This is a genomic window from Streptomyces sp. NPDC028991, assembly GCF_055564775.1.
In genome coordinates, this window is sequence record NZ_JBVHVP010000003.1 from 482,805 (window position 1) to 499,067 (window position 16,263).

General features: G+C 72.8%; 18 protein-coding genes. 9 read left to right on the top strand and 9 right to left on the bottom strand.

Annotated features, from left to right (window positions below):
- Window positions 1–22: 22 nt before the first annotated feature.
- Window positions 23–571, top strand: a complete 549-nt coding sequence (locus tag ACZ4V1_RS09875) for a gamma carbonic anhydrase family protein (protein WP_468332106.1) — start codon at window positions 23–25, stop codon at window positions 569–571.
- A gap of 85 nt (window positions 572–656) precedes the next feature.
- Here the strand turns inward: ACZ4V1_RS09875 and ACZ4V1_RS09880 are convergent, their stop codons facing one another.
- Entirely contained in the window at window positions 657–1,292 is a 636-nt protein-coding gene (locus tag ACZ4V1_RS09880) for a DedA family protein (RefSeq protein WP_468332109.1), read from the bottom strand.
- A 109-nt stretch (window positions 1,293–1,401) separates the two neighbouring features.
- Window positions 1,402–1,839 (bottom strand): DUF4442 domain-containing protein, encoded by a 438-nt coding sequence (locus ACZ4V1_RS09885; protein ID WP_468332333.1) that lies wholly within the window; start codon window positions 1,837–1,839, stop codon window positions 1,402–1,404.
- 85 nt (window positions 1,840–1,924) lie between these two features.
- On the opposite strand from ACZ4V1_RS09885, the gene ACZ4V1_RS09890 reads away from it, so the two are divergent.
- The gene (locus tag ACZ4V1_RS09890) at window positions 1,925–2,863 is read left to right on the top strand and encodes a DUF8017 domain-containing protein (protein WP_468332112.1); all 939 of its coding nucleotides are present in this window, start codon (window positions 1,925–1,927) and stop codon (window positions 2,861–2,863) included.
- Between the two features lie 83 nt (window positions 2,864–2,946).
- Window positions 2,947–3,966 (top strand): DUF8017 domain-containing protein, encoded by a 1,020-nt coding sequence (locus tag ACZ4V1_RS09895; protein WP_468332115.1) that lies wholly within the window; start codon window positions 2,947–2,949, stop codon window positions 3,964–3,966.
- 37 nt (window positions 3,967–4,003) lie between these two features.
- Here the strand turns inward: ACZ4V1_RS09895 and ACZ4V1_RS09900 are convergent, their stop codons facing one another.
- The 3 genes from ACZ4V1_RS09900 to ACZ4V1_RS09910 all read right to left on the bottom strand — a co-directional run bounded on the left by ACZ4V1_RS09900 (window position 4,004) and on the right by ACZ4V1_RS09910 (window position 7,087).
- Window positions 4,004–4,849, bottom strand: coding sequence for a spermidine synthase (locus ACZ4V1_RS09900; protein WP_468332118.1), 846 nt, complete (start codon window positions 4,847–4,849; stop codon window positions 4,004–4,006).
- A 73-nt stretch (window positions 4,850–4,922) separates the two neighbouring features.
- On the bottom strand, window positions 4,923–6,092 hold the full coding sequence (gene tuf / locus ACZ4V1_RS09905) for an elongation factor Tu (RefSeq protein WP_468332121.1): 1,170 nt from the start codon (window positions 6,090–6,092) through the stop codon (window positions 4,923–4,925).
- A 272-nt stretch (window positions 6,093–6,364) separates the two neighbouring features.
- The gene (locus ACZ4V1_RS09910; protein WP_468332124.1) at window positions 6,365–7,087 is read right to left on the bottom strand and encodes a DNA alkylation repair protein; all 723 of its coding nucleotides are present in this window, start codon (window positions 7,085–7,087) and stop codon (window positions 6,365–6,367) included.
- Between the two features lie 49 nt (window positions 7,088–7,136).
- Here ACZ4V1_RS09910 and ACZ4V1_RS09915 point away from each other — a divergent pair, with 49 nt between their 5' ends.
- Window positions 7,137–7,925, top strand: a complete 789-nt coding sequence (locus ACZ4V1_RS09915; protein WP_468332127.1) for a TVP38/TMEM64 family protein — start codon at window positions 7,137–7,139, stop codon at window positions 7,923–7,925.
- Between the two features lie 7 nt (window positions 7,926–7,932).
- Here ACZ4V1_RS09915 and ACZ4V1_RS09920 read toward each other — a convergent pair whose 3' ends face one another.
- The gene (locus tag ACZ4V1_RS09920) at window positions 7,933–9,102 is read right to left on the bottom strand and encodes a thiolase family protein (protein WP_468332130.1); all 1,170 of its coding nucleotides are present in this window, start codon (window positions 9,100–9,102) and stop codon (window positions 7,933–7,935) included.
- Between the two features lie 143 nt (window positions 9,103–9,245).
- Here ACZ4V1_RS09920 and ACZ4V1_RS09925 point away from each other — a divergent pair, with 143 nt between their 5' ends.
- The 3 genes from ACZ4V1_RS09925 to ACZ4V1_RS09935 all read left to right on the top strand — a co-directional run bounded on the left by ACZ4V1_RS09925 (window position 9,246) and on the right by ACZ4V1_RS09935 (window position 11,013).
- Window positions 9,246–9,725 (top strand): winged helix-turn-helix transcriptional regulator, encoded by a 480-nt coding sequence (locus tag ACZ4V1_RS09925; protein WP_468332133.1) that lies wholly within the window; start codon window positions 9,246–9,248, stop codon window positions 9,723–9,725.
- A 169-nt stretch (window positions 9,726–9,894) separates the two neighbouring features.
- Window positions 9,895–10,770 carry an undecaprenyl-diphosphate phosphatase gene (locus ACZ4V1_RS09930; protein ID WP_468332136.1) on the top strand — a complete coding sequence of 292 codons (876 nt, stop codon included), beginning with the start codon at window positions 9,895–9,897 and terminating at the stop codon, window positions 10,768–10,770.
- A gap of 63 nt (window positions 10,771–10,833) precedes the next feature.
- Window positions 10,834–11,013: a hypothetical protein gene (locus tag ACZ4V1_RS09935; RefSeq protein WP_073731417.1), complete on the top strand. Its 180-nt coding sequence runs from the start codon at window positions 10,834–10,836 to the stop codon at window positions 11,011–11,013.
- Window positions 11,014–11,026: 13 nt separating this feature from the next.
- Here ACZ4V1_RS09935 and ACZ4V1_RS09940 read toward each other — a convergent pair whose 3' ends face one another.
- On the bottom strand, window positions 11,027–11,767 hold the full coding sequence (locus ACZ4V1_RS09940; protein WP_468332139.1) for an SDR family oxidoreductase: 741 nt from the start codon (window positions 11,765–11,767) through the stop codon (window positions 11,027–11,029).
- A gap of 180 nt (window positions 11,768–11,947) precedes the next feature.
- Between ACZ4V1_RS09940 and lnt the strand changes: the two genes are divergently transcribed.
- Window positions 11,948–13,525: an apolipoprotein N-acyltransferase gene (gene lnt, locus ACZ4V1_RS09945; protein WP_468332142.1), complete on the top strand. Its 1,578-nt coding sequence runs from the start codon at window positions 11,948–11,950 to the stop codon at window positions 13,523–13,525.
- Here the strand turns inward: lnt and ACZ4V1_RS09950 are convergent.
- Window positions 13,449–14,354, bottom strand: a complete 906-nt coding sequence (locus tag ACZ4V1_RS09950) for a Gfo/Idh/MocA family protein (RefSeq protein ID WP_468332145.1) — start codon at window positions 14,352–14,354, stop codon at window positions 13,449–13,451. The genes lnt and ACZ4V1_RS09950 overlap by 77 nt on opposite strands.
- A 13-nt stretch (window positions 14,355–14,367) precedes the next feature.
- The gene (locus tag ACZ4V1_RS09955; protein ID WP_468332148.1) at window positions 14,368–15,549 is read right to left on the bottom strand and encodes an FAD-dependent monooxygenase; all 1,182 of its coding nucleotides are present in this window, start codon (window positions 15,547–15,549) and stop codon (window positions 14,368–14,370) included.
- A gap of 97 nt (window positions 15,550–15,646) precedes the next feature.
- Between ACZ4V1_RS09955 and ACZ4V1_RS09960 the strand changes: the two genes are divergently transcribed.
- The gene (locus tag ACZ4V1_RS09960; RefSeq protein ID WP_468332151.1) at window positions 15,647–16,255 is read left to right on the top strand and encodes a TetR/AcrR family transcriptional regulator; all 609 of its coding nucleotides are present in this window, start codon (window positions 15,647–15,649) and stop codon (window positions 16,253–16,255) included.
- Window positions 16,256–16,263: the final 8 nt, after the last annotated feature.

Below are 16,263 nucleotides of genomic sequence, written 5' to 3' on the forward strand. Positions count from 1 at the left end.
ATCACCCGAGCAGGAGGCGAAGATGACGCAGAAGGCGCTGATCACGGGCATCGGCGGCAAGGCTCCGAAGGTGGACGCGGAGGCCTTCGTGGCGCCGACGTCATCGGTCGTCGGGGACGTGACGCTGCACGCGGGGGCGAGCGTCTGGTACGGCGCGGTGCTGCGCGGCGACGTCGAGCGGATCTCCGTCGGCGCGAGCAGCAACGTCCAGGACAACTGCACGCTGCACGCCGACCCCGGCTTTCCCGTCACCGTCGGCGAGCGCGTCTCCATCGGGCACAACGCCGTGGTGCACGGCGCGACCGTGGAGGACGACTGCCTGATCGGCATGGGCGCGACGGTCCTCAACGGCGCGGTGATCGGCGCCGGTTCCCTGGTCGCGGCGCAGGCCCTGGTCCCGCAGGGGATGCGGGTGCCGCCGGGCTCGCTGGTCGCGGGGGTGCCGGCGAAGGTGAAGCGGGAGCTGACGGAGGAGGAGCGTCAGGGGGTCACGCTGAACGGCACGATGTACGCGGCCCTGGCCGTCGAGCACCGGGGAGCGTCGGGGGACGCGTCGGGGGACGTCCGGTAGGAGGCGGGCCGCGGGTCGTCCGCGGCCGGTCGCGGCCGCGTGGCGCACCCTCGGACCGGCACGGCCCCGCGCCGCTGCCGGGGCCTCACTCGCCGGCGGCCACCGGTCCGGCTCCCGCCCGGGCCTTGGTCGCCTTGCGCCGGACGACGAGCATCGAGGCGGCGCCGATGCCCACGGCCGCCACCAGGCCCAGCCAGGAGAACCGCTTGAGCCAGGACTCGGCGACGACACCGACGTAGTAGATGACGGCGGTGGTGCCGCCGGCCCAGACGATGCCGCCGAGGACGTTGGCGATCAGGAACTTCCAGTACGGCATCCGCAGCACGCCGGCCAGCGGACCCGCGAAGATGCGCAGCAGGGCGACGAAGCGGCCGAAGAACACGGCCCACATGCCCCACTTCCGGAAGGAGCGCTCGGCGGTGGCGACGTGCCCTTCGCTGAAGTGCCTGGGGAATTTCCCGCCCAGCCGGGCCAGGAGCGGCCGGCCGCCCTTGCGGCCGATGGCGTACCCGATGGAGTCGCCGGTCACCGCGCCGGCGCCGGCGCAGACGCCCAGCAGCAACGGGTCGACGCCGCCGTGCTGGGAGGAGAGCAGGGCCGCCGAGACCAGGATGATCTCGCCCGGCAACGGAATGCCCAGGCTCTCCAGACCGATGACCAGTCCGACGACGGCGTAGACGGCCGCCGCGGGCACCGTGCCGAGCCATTCCTGGACGTGCAAGGCCAGGCCCTCCGATCCGCGTCCCTGCTGCGTTCCGGGTGGGTCTCGCACCGCTTCCCGGGTCGCCTCCGAACGAGGCGACCCGGGAAGCCTACCGGTCCGAGGGGCGTCAGCTGTTGGGACGCAGGGTCCATATGACCGTCATCTCACCGGTCACGGCACCGTCCTCTCGCCGGATGGCGACGCGCACCGGGAACTCCGGGCGGCTGCCCTCGTCCAGCTCCGCGACGACGTCGGCGATCGGGCGGCCGAGCGTCGCGGTGGCCGTGACCGGGCCGAGGGCGATCTTCTTGAAGGCGATCTCGGCGGTGACCGGCAGCGGCACCGCCCGGGAGAGCTGGTCGCCGAAGGCGGCCAGCACGATCGCGCCGCTGGCCGACTCGCCCAGCGTGAACATGGCTCCGGCGTGCGGTCCGCCGACGTGGTTGCGGTACTCGCTCTGGTCCGGCATGGCCAGTACGGCCTTCTCCGGAGTGGTCTCCAGGTACTCGAGGTTCAGGGTCCGGACCATCGGCACCGTGGCGGCGAGCAACTCGCCGATCGACATCTGATCTGCGCTCATGACGGAAGGTTACCCATGAGTAGCATCCTGGGGCCAGGTGTCCGGGATGATCGCCGTATGCTTCCCGCCCATGTGGCCAGGAGAGCAGTCATCCGGCGGCGCGCCGGACCCGCGGCAGCCCGACCCGTACCAGCGGCCTGGCCACCAGCGGCAACAGCCGTACGCCGGGCAGCACCCCGCCCCCTGGAACGCCCCCACGGTCACGGCCGTACCGCCGCCCGGCCGGGGTCCCGGTGGCCGTACGAAGCTGGTGGCGGTCGTCACCGCCACGGTCGTCGTGGTGTCCGCCGCCGTGACCGGAACCGTCCTCCTGCGCGGCGCCGAGGACGACCGGGCGGAGCCCGGCCCCACCGCCGCTTCGGCGCCCACCCCGGCCGCCGACGACCCGCGGGGCGGGGACGACGCACCGGAGCCGACCGTCGCCGGCTGGCGCGTGGTGGCCAACCCCGGCCAGGGCATCGCTTTCGACGTACCGGCATCCTGGGCGCTCCGCTCGCGCGACTGGGTCACCTACGTCGCCGAGGACGACGACCCCGAGGAGAAGCCGCTGGTCGCCATGAAGGCCCCGGCCGTGCTCGAGGAGAAGTGGTGCGGGGCCGACGACGACCGGGACGGCTCGGTCGACTACACGCCGCTGGCGAGCGCGGGCACCCGCGGCAACAACGGTGCGCGGAGCACCGAGGCGATCGCCCGGGACGACTCGGCGGCCTGGGTCTACGGGGCCTTCGCCCAGCCGGCCCGCGACAAGGTCACCACGGGGCCGGTGACCTCCTTCACCACCGCCTCCGGCATCGAGGGCAGTGTCGCCACCTCCCGGTCGTCCGGGGTCGGGAAGAAGGGCGAGTGCGACGGGGACGGCAAGGCGACGACGTTCGCCTTCGAGGCCGCCGACGGCGACCTCGTCTCCTGGTCGTTCTTCGGTGCGGCGGACGTCGGCGACGAGGTGCCGGACGCCACCGTCGAGAAGATCCTCGCCACCGTCAGGGAGTTCACGCCGGCGGACTCCTGAGGAGCCACGTTCACGACTTCGGTACGTCCCTGACAAGGGCCGGTGACCGAATCGTGTCCTGGACGGCATTAGGGTGACTCCTCATGTGGCCAGGACAGCAGCCGCCCGGGGGCGAGCAGAACCCGCAGGACAATCCGTACCAGCAGCCGGGGTACCAGCAGCCGAATCCGTACCAGCAGCCCGGCTACCAGCAGCAGCCCGGCACTTACGGGCAGCAGCAGTGGGGTGCTCCGCAGCCTGCCGGGGCCCCGCAGCCGTCTCCGGGCGGTGGCGGGGGCGGCAACCGGACGAAGGTGGTCGCGATCGTCGCGGCGCTCGCCGTGGTGGTGGCCGCCGGTGTCACCGGGTTCCTGGTGCTGGGCGGTGACAAGGACGACCAGGCGGACGACGGCAAGGACAAGAAGCCGTCCGCGAGCGCGTCCGCCGACAAGTCCGAGACCCCGTCCGCCGATCCGAGCGCGTCCGGCGACGACGACAACCCGCGCGGCGGCGACGGACTGAAGGCGACCATCGACGGCTGGAAGGTCGTGGCGAACCCGCGCTTCGGCACCATGTTCGACGTGCCCGCCGACTGGGAGATCGACAGCACCGACACCAGCGTCGGCTTCGAGTGGGAAGAGAAGGGCAAGACCGACCGCACCACCGTCACCGCCCCGGCCTACCTGAAGTCCGAGTGGTGTACGACCGACGAGAACAAGGACGGCCGCAAGGAGAGCACCGCCCTCGCCACCACCGGTACGCGTGGTGAGAGCGGCGCGAAGGACACCGACATGGCGGCCGAGACGCGGGTGCCGTGGTGGATCTTCGGCGGTTACACGCAGCCGGACAAGAAGAGCGTGAAGTACGGCAAGCCGAAGGCGTACACCACCACGTCCGGGATCAAGGGCAGCGTCATCACGGCGCACTCCGAGGGCACGCCCCAGAAGGGGAAGTGCGACACCGAGGGCAAGGCGATCACCTTCGCGTTCAAGAACAGCGCGGGCGACTTCGTCACCTGGAACCTGTACGGCGCCAAGGGCGTCGACGACGAGGTCCCGGAGGCCACGATCCAGAAGATCCTGAGCACCGTCCGGCTGACCGAGGAACCGCCGACCGAGTCGTAGGCACATGGCACCCGGCGGGCGGCGCCGCGCGCGCCGCTCAGCCGATGCCGAACGCCCCGGCGGGAGGCTCGGGCGACGGTACGGCTTCCTCGTCCCGCACCGGCCGCGCGTCGCCCACGAAGTCCCGCAGGGCGGGCCCGTGTTCGACCCTGGCGGGGAAGGCGTCGGCGGCGGTGCGCCGGGCCAGCCCGGCCGTGTCGAGCGGACGGTGCGCGGCGACGAGGACGGCGTTGCCGAAGCGGCGTCCGCGCAGCACGCCCGGTTCGGCGATCAGCGCCAGCTCCTCGAAGAGCGTGGCGAATCCGGCCAGTTGCGGGCGCAGGAAGGGGAACGGCGCGGAGTCGGCCAGGTTGGCCACGTACACGCCGTCGGCGCGCAGGACCCGTGCCGCCTCACGGGCGTAGGCGACGGAGGTCAGGTGCGCGGGCACCCGTGAACCCCCGAAGACGTCGGCGACCAGGACGTCGGCCGAGTCCGCGGGGGCGGCCTCCAGCCAGGCGCGGGCGTCGGCGGCGTGCGTGGTGACGCCCGCGCCCTCCGGCAGCGGCAGGTGCTCGGCGACCAGGTCCAGCAGCCCCCGGTCGGCCTCCACGACGTCCTGCCGCGAGCCGGGCCGGGTCGCGGCCAGGTACCGGGGCAGGGTGAACGCGCCGCCGCCGAGGTGCAGGACGTCCAGCGCACGGCCCGGCTCGGCGACCGTGTCCAGGACGTGGCCGAGCCGGCGCGTGTACTCGAACTCCAGGTGCGCCGGCTCGTCCAGGTCGACGTACGACTGCGGCGCCCCGTCCACGGTGAGCAGCCAGGCCCGCTTCCGGTCGACGTCGGGCATGAGCTTGGCGGTGCCGTGGTCGGTGACGCGGCTGACGGGTATGGGCTCGTTCACCCCGCCATTGTGCCGGGTGAAGGACCGCGGCCCGGCCCGTCGGCCGCCCCGCCGTCTTCACCGTCGTAACCGTTCACTCCACGGTGGTCACCGTCCCCGCCCCAACGGTCCGGCCGCCCTCGCGGATCGCGAAGCCGAGCCCCGTCTCCAGCGGCACGTCCCGCCCCAGTTCCACCGTCATCGTGACGGTGTCACCGGGCCGTGCGACGGCCACCTCGCCGAGGTCGACGTCGCCGACCACGTCCGCGGTCCGGATGTAGAACTGTGGCCGGTAGCCGGTGGCGACCGGCGTCGAACGCCCGCCCTCACGTGCCGACAACACGTACACCCGCGCCGAGAACCGCCGCGCGGGCACGACACTGCCGGGGGCGGCGACCACGTGCCCCCGACGCACCGTGTCACGGGCGACACCGCGCAGCAGCAGCGCCACGTTGTCCCCGGCCTGGGCCTCGTCCATCGGCTTGCCGAAGGTCTCCAGCCCGGTGACGACGGTCTCGACGGACGCCCCGAGCACCTCGACCCGGTCGCCGACGCGGACGGTGCCGCGCTCGACCGCGCCGGTCACGACCGTGCCGCGGCCGGTGATGGTGAGGACGTTCTCCACCGAGAGCAGGAACGGCGCGTCCAGGTACCGCTCGGGCATGGGCACATAGGTGTCCACCGCGTCGAGCAGCGCCTCGACGGACGCCGTCCACCGCGGGTCGCCCTCGAGGGCCTTCAGACCCGAGACACGCACGACGGGCACGGCGTCGCCGCCGTAGCCGTGAGCGGTGAGCAGTTCGCGGACCTCCAGCTCGACGAGGTCGGTCAGCTCCTCGTCACCCGCGTCGGCCTTGTTGAGCGCGACCACGATGTGGTCGACGCCCACCTGCCGGGCGAGCAGGACGTGTTCGGCGGTCTGCGGCATGATCCCGTCCAGCGCGGAGACGACGAGGATCGCCCCGTCGAGCTGGGCGGCGCCGGTGACCATGTTCTTGACGTAGTCGGCGTGGCCCGGCATGTCCACGTGCGCGTAGTGCCGGGTGTCGGTCTCGTACTCGACGTGCGCGATGTTGATGGTGATGCCGCGCGCCGCCTCCTCGGGAGCGCGGTCGATGCGGTCGAACGGCACGAAGGTGCCGGCGCCGCGCTCGGCGAGCACCTTGGTGATGGCGGCGGTCAGGGTGGTCTTGCCGTGGTCGACGTGGCCCATCGTGCCGATGTTCAGGTGTGGTTTGGTGCGGACGTACGCCGTCTTGGACATGGCGGTACCTCGAAGCCTCGTGGCGGTGGATGGGGACCCCGGGGACCGGCCGACCCTCCCCCTGCGGGGTCCGCCGGACGATCCGGGGAGGGTCAGCTTCGGGCGCCGTCGACGGCGGCCGGCAAGAAGGGGACGGCAGCCTTCGGGGCATCCGCGACCGCGGATGCTGCGAGGTGGAAGGCATACCGGAACATGACGCCGATCCTTGCCGACGCCTCGCCCCACGTCGAATGGTTTTCATGGCACGGGCGGTCGACGATCGCGCCGGTCCGCTACGGGCCGATGTTCCGCAGGGCCTCCCGCACGGACAGCGGCGCGAGGCCCTGCCCGTGCTCGGCCACGAAGGCCCGTACGGCGTGCGGGTCGGTCTTGGCGTACTCGCGCAGGCACCAGCCGATGGCCTTGCGGACGAAGAAGTCGGTGTGGCCGGACTGGCGCAGGCAGTAGCCGAAGAGGCGGTCGGTGTCGGTGCGTTCCTTGTGGCGCAGTTGGTGGAGCAGCGCCGTGCGGACCAGCCACCGGTCCTCGTCCGCGATCCAGGCGTCCATGTCGGCCGTGAGGTCGCGGTCGGCCGCGACCAGCCCACCGACGACGTGCGCGGCGAGCAGGTCGACGGTGTCCCACCACGGCACCGTGGTGACCAGGTGCCGGACCACGGGCAGGAAACCGGAGGAGCAATGCGTCACATACCGGCGCAGGAAATCGACGGCGAAGTAGTGGTACTCGCGCTCGGGCAGCCGCCAGCAGCGCAGCGCGACCGCGGTGCAGTCCGACTCGCCCGGGCGGGGCAGTCCCGCGAGGACGGCGTGCGACAGGGAGCGGCGAACCGGGGAGGTCAAGCCCAGGAAGGGCGCCACGTCCTTCATGTACGCCCGCATCGCCACGGCCCGCCCGGGATCGGCCGCGGCGGCGTACACGTCGGTGAGCCGCTCCAGTACCGTGTCGGCGAGGGGGCTGCGCGGCACGTCCGGAATTCCCTTGGCTGTGACGCTCATGAGACGCACCATACGGCGATCACACACATTTGTCGGTTAGTGTCACCGGATGTTCGATGCCACCACCCGCTCTGGGGGCACCGCCGCGGCCTCTCCCCGGACCGCGGCGACGGAGCTCGCCGTCGCCACCGCCGCCGGGCCGGTCGCGCCGGTCGCGCCGACCGGCTTCGCCGCTCGCGTGACGAGAGTCCTGCTCTCTCCGTGGTCGCGTTTCTCCCTGCTCGTCGCCCTGCTCGCGGCGGCCGCGACCGCGGTTCTGCTGTTCCAGCCGCAGCAGTTGCTGACCAACGGCTGGCCGCCGCAGCTCGGGGGTGCCGCGGCGGCGGTCGCGTACGCGGTGGCGTACGGGCTGTGCACCGTCGCCTTCGTGCCGCGTCCGTTGCTGAACCTTGCCGCGGGCGCCCTGTTCGGTTCCCAGTTGGGTCTCGCCTCGGCGCTGGCGGGGACGGTGCTCGGTGCCGGGATCGCCTTCTGCCTCGGCCGGGTGCTGGGCCAGGAGGCCCTGCGTCCGCTGTTGCGGGGCAGGTGGCTGAAGGCCGCGGACGGGCAGCTCAGCCGGCACGGTTTCCGCTCGATGCTGGCGGCGCGGCTGTTCCCGGGGGTGCCGTTCGCCGCCGCCAACTACTGCGCGGCCGTGTCCCGTATGGGCCTGCTGCCGTTCCTGCTGGCGACCGCGCTGGGGTCGATCCCCAACACCGCCGCCTACGCCGTCGCCGGCGCCCGCGCCTCGACGCCGACCTCCCCCGCCTTCCTGATCGCGCTGGCCTGCATCGCCCTGCCGGGTCTGGCGGGTGCCGTCGTGGCCTGGCGCAAGCGGAAGCAACTGCGCGGGCGCTGACCGGGAGTCACCCGGCCTCCAGAATCATGGCGTTGGCGAGTCCGCCCGCCTCGCACATCGTCTGCAGGCCGTAGCGGGCGCCGCGCTCGTGCATGGCGTGGACGAGCGTCGTGGTGAGCCGGGTGCCGCTCGCGCCGAGGGGATGGCCGAGGGCGATCGCCCCTCCGTGCACGTTCACCCGGTCGAGGTCGGCGCCGGTCTCCTGCTGCCACGCCAGCACCACGCTCGCGAAGGCCTCGTTGACCTCGAACAGGTCGATGTCGGCGAGGGAGAGCGACGCCCTGCGCAGCACCTTCTCGGTGGCGGGGATCACGCCGGTCAGCATCAGCAGCGGGTCGGACCCGGTGACGGCGAAGCCGTGCAGGCGGGCGAGCGGACGCAGGCCGAGGCGTGCGGCGGTCTCGCCCGACGCGATCAGCACGGCCGAGGCCCCGTCGTTGACCGGGCTGGCGTTGCCCGCGGTGACGTTCCACTCGATCTGCGGGAAGCGCTCGGCGAAGGCCGGGTCGTGGTAGGCGGACCTGAGCCCGGCGAGGATCTCGACACTGCTGGTGGGGCGTACGCACTCGTCGCGCGCGACGCCGTCGAGAGGCGCGACCTCGGCGTCGAAGCGGCCGGTGTCCCAGGCCGCGGCGGCCTTGTGGTGGGAGGCGACGGCGAAGGCGTCCATCCGCTCCCGCGTGAGCGACCACTTGGCGGCGATCAGTTCGGCGCTGATGCCCTGCGGGACGAGTCCGTCCGGGTAGCGGGCGCCGACGCCGGGGCCGAAGGGGTCCGCGCCGGGCGGCACGTTCGACCACATCGGCACCCGGCTCATCGACTCGACCCCGCAGGCGACGACGAGGTCGTACGCCCCGGCCATGACCCCTTGGGCCGCGAAGTGGACGGCCTGCTGGGAGGAGCCGCACTGACGGTCCACCGTGGTCGCGGGGACGGACTCGGGGAAGCCGGCCGACAGGAGGGCGTAGCGGGTGGTGTTCATGGCCTGCTCGCCCACCTGGTCGACGGTGCCGCCGATGACGTCGTCGATCAGCGCCGGGTCGACGCCGGTCCGCTCGACGAGGGTGCGCAGCGTGTGTGCGAGGAGTTCCACGGGATGGACGTGCGCGAGGGCGCCGTTCGGTTTGCCCTTGCCCATGGGAGTGCGTACGGCTTCGACGACGACTGCGTCACGCATGGTGCGGACCTCCGATGGCCGGTGACTACCAGTGAGTAGGAAATCTGGACTCACTCTAGCGCGAAGAGTTTGGAAATCAAACCCACAGGCGTGCCCGGCCCGCGGCCGGGTTGGAAAACCGGACCCTCACCTAGACTTGCGCCATGGCCGCCGCCCCCAAGAACCCGCGCCCCTGCTCGATCGCCGACACCCTGGCGCTCGTCGGCGAGAAGTACTCCCTGCTCGTCCTGCGCGAGGTGTGTCTCGGCAACGGCCGCTTCGACCAGCTGGCGCGCAACATCGGCGCCCCGCGCGACATCCTCGCCACCCGGCTGCGGCGGCTCGTCGACGCGGGAATCCTGACCCGGCAGCCCTACAGCGAGCGCCCGCAGCGCTTCGAGTACCGGCCCACCACGGCGGGACTGGAGCTGGAACCGGTCCTGATGACCCTCATGTCATGGGGCGACCGGCACCTGCGTGGGGACGACGAGCGCCCCATGGTCATCGAGCACTCCTGCGGCTGCGAACTCGTCCCGCGGGTCGCCTGCGGGGCCTGCGGCGAAACCGTCCGGCACGAGGACCTGACCGCCCATCCGCAGGTCCCGGGCTGGACGGTGACGGGCCCGACGGCGGCCCAGGCCTGATCCGAGCGACACCTCCCAGGCACTCCCTTCACACCGTCCACCCCTGTCTCCTGGATTTCACCCAAGGGCGCTACGCTGCCCCTCGGCACGCCTGGTCCTGATCACCGCAGACGGCGGTTCGGCGTGCCCATCGCCCGTTTCTCGATCGGCACTTGGACTCCGTAACTTCATGTCTTGGTTCGAATCACTCATCCTCGGACTCGTCCAGGGGCTGACCGAGTTCCTCCCCGTGTCCTCCAGCGCGCACCTGCGCCTGACCGCGGCGTTCTCCGGCTGGCACGACCCGGGCGCGGCGTTCACGGCGATCACGCAGATCGGCACCGAGGCCGCCGTACTCATCTACTTCCGCAAGGACATCGGGCGGATCATCTCGGCGTGGACACGGTCGCTCACCGACAAGTCGATGCGCCACAACCCCGATGCGCGCATGGGCTGGCTGGTGATCGTCGGCTCGATCCCGATCGGCGTCCTCGGCCTGACGCTGAAGGACCAGATCGAGGGCCCGTTCCGCGACCTGCGGATCACCGCGACCATGCTGATCGTCGTCGGCGTGATCATCGGCGTCGCGGACCGGATGGCCGCGCGGGACGAGAAGGGCGGCCGGCACCGCGCGCCCCAGCAGCGCAAGGAGCTGGAGAACCTGAACATCCGGGACGGCCTGATCTACGGGCTCTGCCAGGCCATGGCCCTCATCCCCGGCGTCTCCCGCTCCGGCGCGACCATCAGCGGCGGTCTCTTCATGGGCTACCGCCGCGAGGCCGCGGCCCGCTACTCGTTCCTGCTCGCGATCCCGGCGGTGCTCGCCTCCGGCCTGTTCGAGCTCACGGACGCGATGGAGAGCGATCACGTGTCCTGGGGGCCGACGCTGTTCGCGACGGTCATCGCCTTCGCGACCGGGTACGTCGTCATCGCCTGGTTCATGAAGTTCATCTCGACCAAGAGCTTCATGCCGTTCGTCTGGTACCGCATCGCGCTCGGTGTCGTCATCATCGCCCTGGTCGCGACGGGTGCGCTCAGCCCGCACGCCGCGGAGTCGTCCGGCTGACCGCCACCGCTTCCGTAGCCGTCCGGTAGCGCACTGTCAGTGCTTGCCCCTAGGCTTGTCCGCATGTCCCCCGATTCCGTGACCCCTGGTTCCGTGCGGTCCGCCGCGGAGCTGAACGATCAGATCCGTGCGCTGTGGCGGCGTGCCGGCGGGACGCTGTCGGCCCAGGAGCGTGTGGAGTACGAGTTGCTGGTGGTCGAGTGGGCGACCGCGATCCGCGGCGAGGTCATCGAGGCGGCCTGACCGGCCTGGGCGGTCAGCGCCCGCCGGCCACCCGCAGCACCGCCCCCGTCGTGTACGACGCGTGCGGGGACATCAGCCAGGAGATCGCCGCGGCGATCTCCTCCGCCCGCCCCGCACGCCCCAGTGGAACGGCCGGCCCCATCACCCGCGCCCGGTCGGGGGCGCCCATCGCCACGTGCATCTCCGTGTCGACGATCCCGGGCGCGACGGCGTTGACGCGGACGCCGTCCGGGCCGAGTTCCTTGGCCAGGCCCAGGGTCAGGGCGTCGACGCCCGCCTTGCTCGCCGCGTAGTGCACGTACTCCCCCGGGCTGCCGATGGTCGCGGCGCCCGACGACACGTTCACGATCACACCGCTCCCCCGGGCGGTCATCAGCTGCGCGGCGCGCCGGGCGCACAGCAGCACGCCCAGCAGATTGACGTCGAGGACCCGGCGCAGGTTCGCGGTGTCGCTGTCGGCGAGGCGTCCCAGCGGGCCGGTCACCGCCGCGTTGTTCACCAGCCCGGTCACCGGTCCGAGCCGCTCCTCCGCGTTCTCGAAGAGCCGCTCGACGTCGGCCTCGACCGACGTGTCCGCCCGGACCGCGACACCGCGGCCGCCGGCCTCGCGCACCCCCGCGACGACCGCCTCCGCCGCCGCCGAGTCCCGCACGTAGCCCACGGCGACATCGTGCCCGTCCGCCGCGAGCCGCAGGCAGGCCGCCGCGCCGATCCCCCGGCTGCCACCGGTGACCACCGTGATGGGACGCTCCATGAGTACCTCCAGCAGAACATCGTCGCGGGATCGAGGGACCGATCCGCTCCCAGTTTGATCGATCATCGATCATTTTAGACGAGGTCGCGCTTCCCCGGGCCCGGTCATCCGATGTGATCAACTGCAATTCGCCCTCGTCGAGTGCGCACACTGGAGAGACCACGGGGTAGGGAGGCGCCCATGAAGACGATCGGCGGCTGGTTCGCCTCCCCGTGGCGGCGCTCGGGTGCCGCCACGCTCGCCGGCGCGGTGCCCGTGCTCGCCTTTCCGGGCCCGGCCCTGTGGTGGTGGGCCTGGGTCGCCCTGGTCCCCTGGCTGCTGCTGGTCCGGACGGCGCCGAGCGGGAAGCGGGCGGTGTACGACGGATGGTGCGGCGGGTTCGGGTTCATGCTGGCCATGCACCATTGGCTGCTGCCCAACCTGCACGTGTTCACGTTCGTCGTCGCCGCGCTGCTCGGCGCGCTCTGGGCGCCGTGGGGGTGGCTGGTGCGCCGGCTGCTGGGCGGGGCGCCCTCGGTCCGCCGGGTCGCCACGTCGCTTGTGGTGCTGCCGTCGGGCTGGCTGGCGGTGGAGCTGGTCCGCTCCTGGGAAGGGCTCGGCGGCCCCTGGGGCATGCTCGGCGCGAGTCAGTGGCAGGCGGCGCCGGCACTGCGGCTCGCCTCGGTGGGCGGGGTCTGGCTGCTGAGCTTCCTGGTGGTGGCCGTGAACGTCGCCGTCGCCGTGCTCGTCGCCGTCCGGCGGGCCCGGGTGCCCGCTCTGGCCGGGCTGGTCGCCACCGCCGCCGCCACCTCCGCGGTCTGGGTCTGGTCGCCGCGCCCCGATGCCGACGGCGAGAGGGCCGCGATCGCCGTGGTCCAGCCCGGCATCGTCGCCGGGGCGGCCAGTGCCGACCGGCGCTTCGACCGCGAGGAGGAGCTGACCCGCCGGCTGGCCGGCCGCGACCTCGACCTGATCGTCTGGGGGGAGAGCAGCGTCGGCTTCGACCTGGACGACCGGCCCGACCTGGCGCGGCGGCTCGCCGCACTGTCGCGGGAGACCGGCGCGGACATCCTGGTCAACGTGGACGCACGGCGCTCCGACAAGCCCGGCATCTACAAGAGCTCCGTGCTCGTCGGCCCCGACGGCCCGACCGGCGAACGGTACGACAAGATGCGGCTCGTCCCGTTCGGCGAGTACGTCCCGGCCCGCTCCCTGCTCGGCTGGGCCACCTCCGTCGGCGAGGCGGCGGGCGAGGACCGCAGGCGGGGCACCGAGCAGGTGGTGATGGAGGTCGCGGACGGGCTGCGGATCGGGCCGATGGTCTGCTTCGAGAGCGCGTTTCCCGACATGAGCCGCCGGCTGGCCGCCGACGGAGCCGAGGTGCTGCTCGCCCAGTCGTCGACGTCGACCTTCCAGCACACCTGGGCCCCCGAGCAGCACGCCTCGCTCGCCGCACTGCGCGCCGCCGAGACCGGCCGCCCGATGGTGCACGCCACCCTGACCGGCGTCTCCGCGGTCTACGACGCGAACGGCGCCCGGATCGGGGCGTGGCTCGGCACCGACGCGAGCGCGTCGCGGGTGTACGAGGTGCCGCTCACGCACGGCAGCACGCCGTACGTCCGCTACGGCGACTGGACGGTGCACGCGGCGCTGCTGATCCTCGCGACCTGGGCCGCCGCCGAGGGTGTACGGGCGGTGCGGCTCAGGCGGAGCGCTCCGCCACCGCCCGCACCACCCGCTCGCACAACGCATGGGTCTCCAGCGCGTCCCGGGCACTGAGCACCTGGCCGGCGCGCACGGCGTCGAGGAAGGCGAGCACCGCCTGCTCGATGCCGCGCTGACGGGCGACCGGGACCCAGTCGCCGCGCCGTCGCACGGTCGGCTGGCCCTTGTGGTCGATCACCTCGGCGAGGTTGACCACCTGGCGCTTGGTGTCCTGGCCGGACACCTCGAGGATCTCCTCCGCCGAGCCGCTGAGCCGGTTCATGACGCCGAGCGCGGTGAAGCCGTCCCCGGCGAGCTGGAGCACCACGTGGTGGAGCAGGCCGTCCTCGACGCGGGCGCGCACGGTCACGTCGTCGATCGGGCCGGGCGCCAGGAAGCGCAGGGTGTCGACGACGTGGACGAAGTCGTCGAGGATCATCGTGCGCGGTTCCTCGGGCAAGCCTATGCGGTTCTTCTGCATGAGGATCAGCTCGCGCGGGTGCTCGGCGCACTGCGCGTACCCGGGGGCGTACCGCCGGTTGAAGCCGACGGCGAGGCCGGTGCCGCGCTCCTCGGCGAGGGCCACCAGGCGCTCGGAGTCGGCGAGTTCGTAGGCGAGCGGCTTGTCGACGTAGGTCGGGACGCCGGCCTCCAGCAGCCGGGTCACGATCTCCGGGTGGGCGGCCGTCGGCGCGTGCACGAAGGCGGCGTCGAGTCCCTCGGCGAGGAGTGGGCCGAGGCCGGCGTGGCGCTGCCCGTCCGGGACGCGCAGTCCGTCGGCGACCCGGGTGAGCGTGGCCGGGGTGCGGGTCTGGAGGTGCAGTTCGACGCCGGGCAGGGTGGCGAGCACCGGCAGGTAGGCCTTCTGCGCAATGTCGCCGAGTCCGATGACGCCGACCTTCACGGGCTGTACTCCTCTAACGCTCGCCGACCTGGGTCTGCCGGGAAGCATACGGCGCTCGCGGGGGCCGCCAGTCCGCGATGCCGTCGAATCCGCGCAGGAAGAGCGCCGGTCCGGCCTTGGACAGCGCGGCGAGCGCGGTGTTCCGTACGGCGATCCCGGCGCGGTTGGTCATCAGGTTGAGCCGGGCGACCCCGACGGCCCGGCGTACGACCGCGGTCGTACGGGGCAGGCGGGCCGCGGTGTAGGCGGCGAGGTCGTCGTGGTGGTGGGCGAGCACGATCGCGTCCTCGATGGCCTGGTTGCCGCCCTGGCCGAGGTTCGGCGGCATGGCGTGCGCGGCGTCCCCGACGAGAGCGACCCTGCCCCGGTGGTGGGCGGGCAGCGGCTCGGCGATGTGGTGCACGTCGTGGCGCAGGACGTCCTCGGGGCGGGCTGCGGCGAGGATGGCGGGGATCGGGTCGTGCCAGTCGCCGTACCGGTGCAGCAGCTCCGCCTTCTCGTCGGCCGCGTGTCCGCCGGCCGGGGCGACGGCGGCGGCATAGGCGTAGACCCGGCCGTCCTTGAGCGGGTGCGTGCCCCAGATGCGGCCCCGGCCCCAGGTCTCGTGCGAGGCGAACTCGGCGCCGGGCACCGGGATCACCACCCGCCAGGTGGTGAAGCCGGAGTAGACGGGGCCCGGGTGGTGCGGGAACAGCGTGCCGCGTACGGCGGAGTGGATGCCGTCGGCTGCCACGACCAGGTCGGCCTCCAGTTCGCCGTCGGGTGTGCGCACCCGGGCCGGGCGGTCGCTGCCGCCGGGGTCGGCGAGCAGCGCGTCGGCGGCGGTGCGGACGGCGCCGGGCGGCAGCTGTGCCGCCAGGAGGTCGATGAGGGTGGCCCGGTGCAGCAGCACGAGCGGCCCTCCGAACCGGGCCGCCGCGGCCTCGGCGCTGGAGCGGGAGAGCCAGCGCCCGCCCGGGGTGCGCAGGCCTCCGTCGCCCTGCCAGGCGGCGAGGGCCCGGATCTCGTCGCCGAGGCCGATGACGTCCAGGGCGCGCAAGGCGTTGGGTGACAGGGAGATGGCCGCGCCGATCGGCTGGAGCGAGGGGGTGCGTTCCAGGACGGTGACCCGCAGACCGGCGCGGTGCAGGGCCGCCGCCGCGGTCAGGCCGCCGATTCCGCCGCCGATCACGACGGCCTGCCTTGTCCGTGTCATGGCTCCTCCTCGGACTCGTCAACGCGCACTACAGATGTAGTGAACCTCGTCGCCTCGACTGTACTACAGCCGTAGTGAGACAGGTAGGTTGATCTCCATGTCCGCACACACCGCATCCCCCGTGCCCGCCGCCGGCGCCTCCCGGGCCGATCTCGTCGCCGACGCCGCTCTCGCCCTGCTCGCCGAGCGCGGCATGCGCGGACTCACGCACCGTGCGGTCGACGAGGCGGCCGGACTCCCCCAGGGCTCCACGTCCAACGTCGCGCGGACCCGGCAGGCCCTCCTGGAACTGACGGTGCGCAGACTGGCCGACCGGGAGGCGCGGGTGCTGGCGCTCAACGAGCTGCCGGACCCGCGCCAGGGCCGGGCCCCCCTGGTGGACGCGCTGGCCCTGGCGACGCACCGCGCGCTGACCCGCAACCGCGAACTGACGCTGGCCCGGTACGAGCTGGCCCTCGAGGCCACGCGCCGCCCGGAGCTGCGGACCCATTTCGACGCGGCCGGCGCCCGCTTCCGGGAGCAGCTCGGTTCCCTCGTCACGGCGATGGGCTCGGCCGACCCCGCACGCCATGTGCTGTCGCTGGTCGCCTGGGCGGACGGACTGATGTTCAGCTGCGTGGCCGGGACCTTCCACGCGGAGCTGCCGAGCCTCCATGAGGTGCGGGCCGGCCTGCGCGAAGTGCTGGACGGCATGCTGGGCGGCTGAAATCCCCT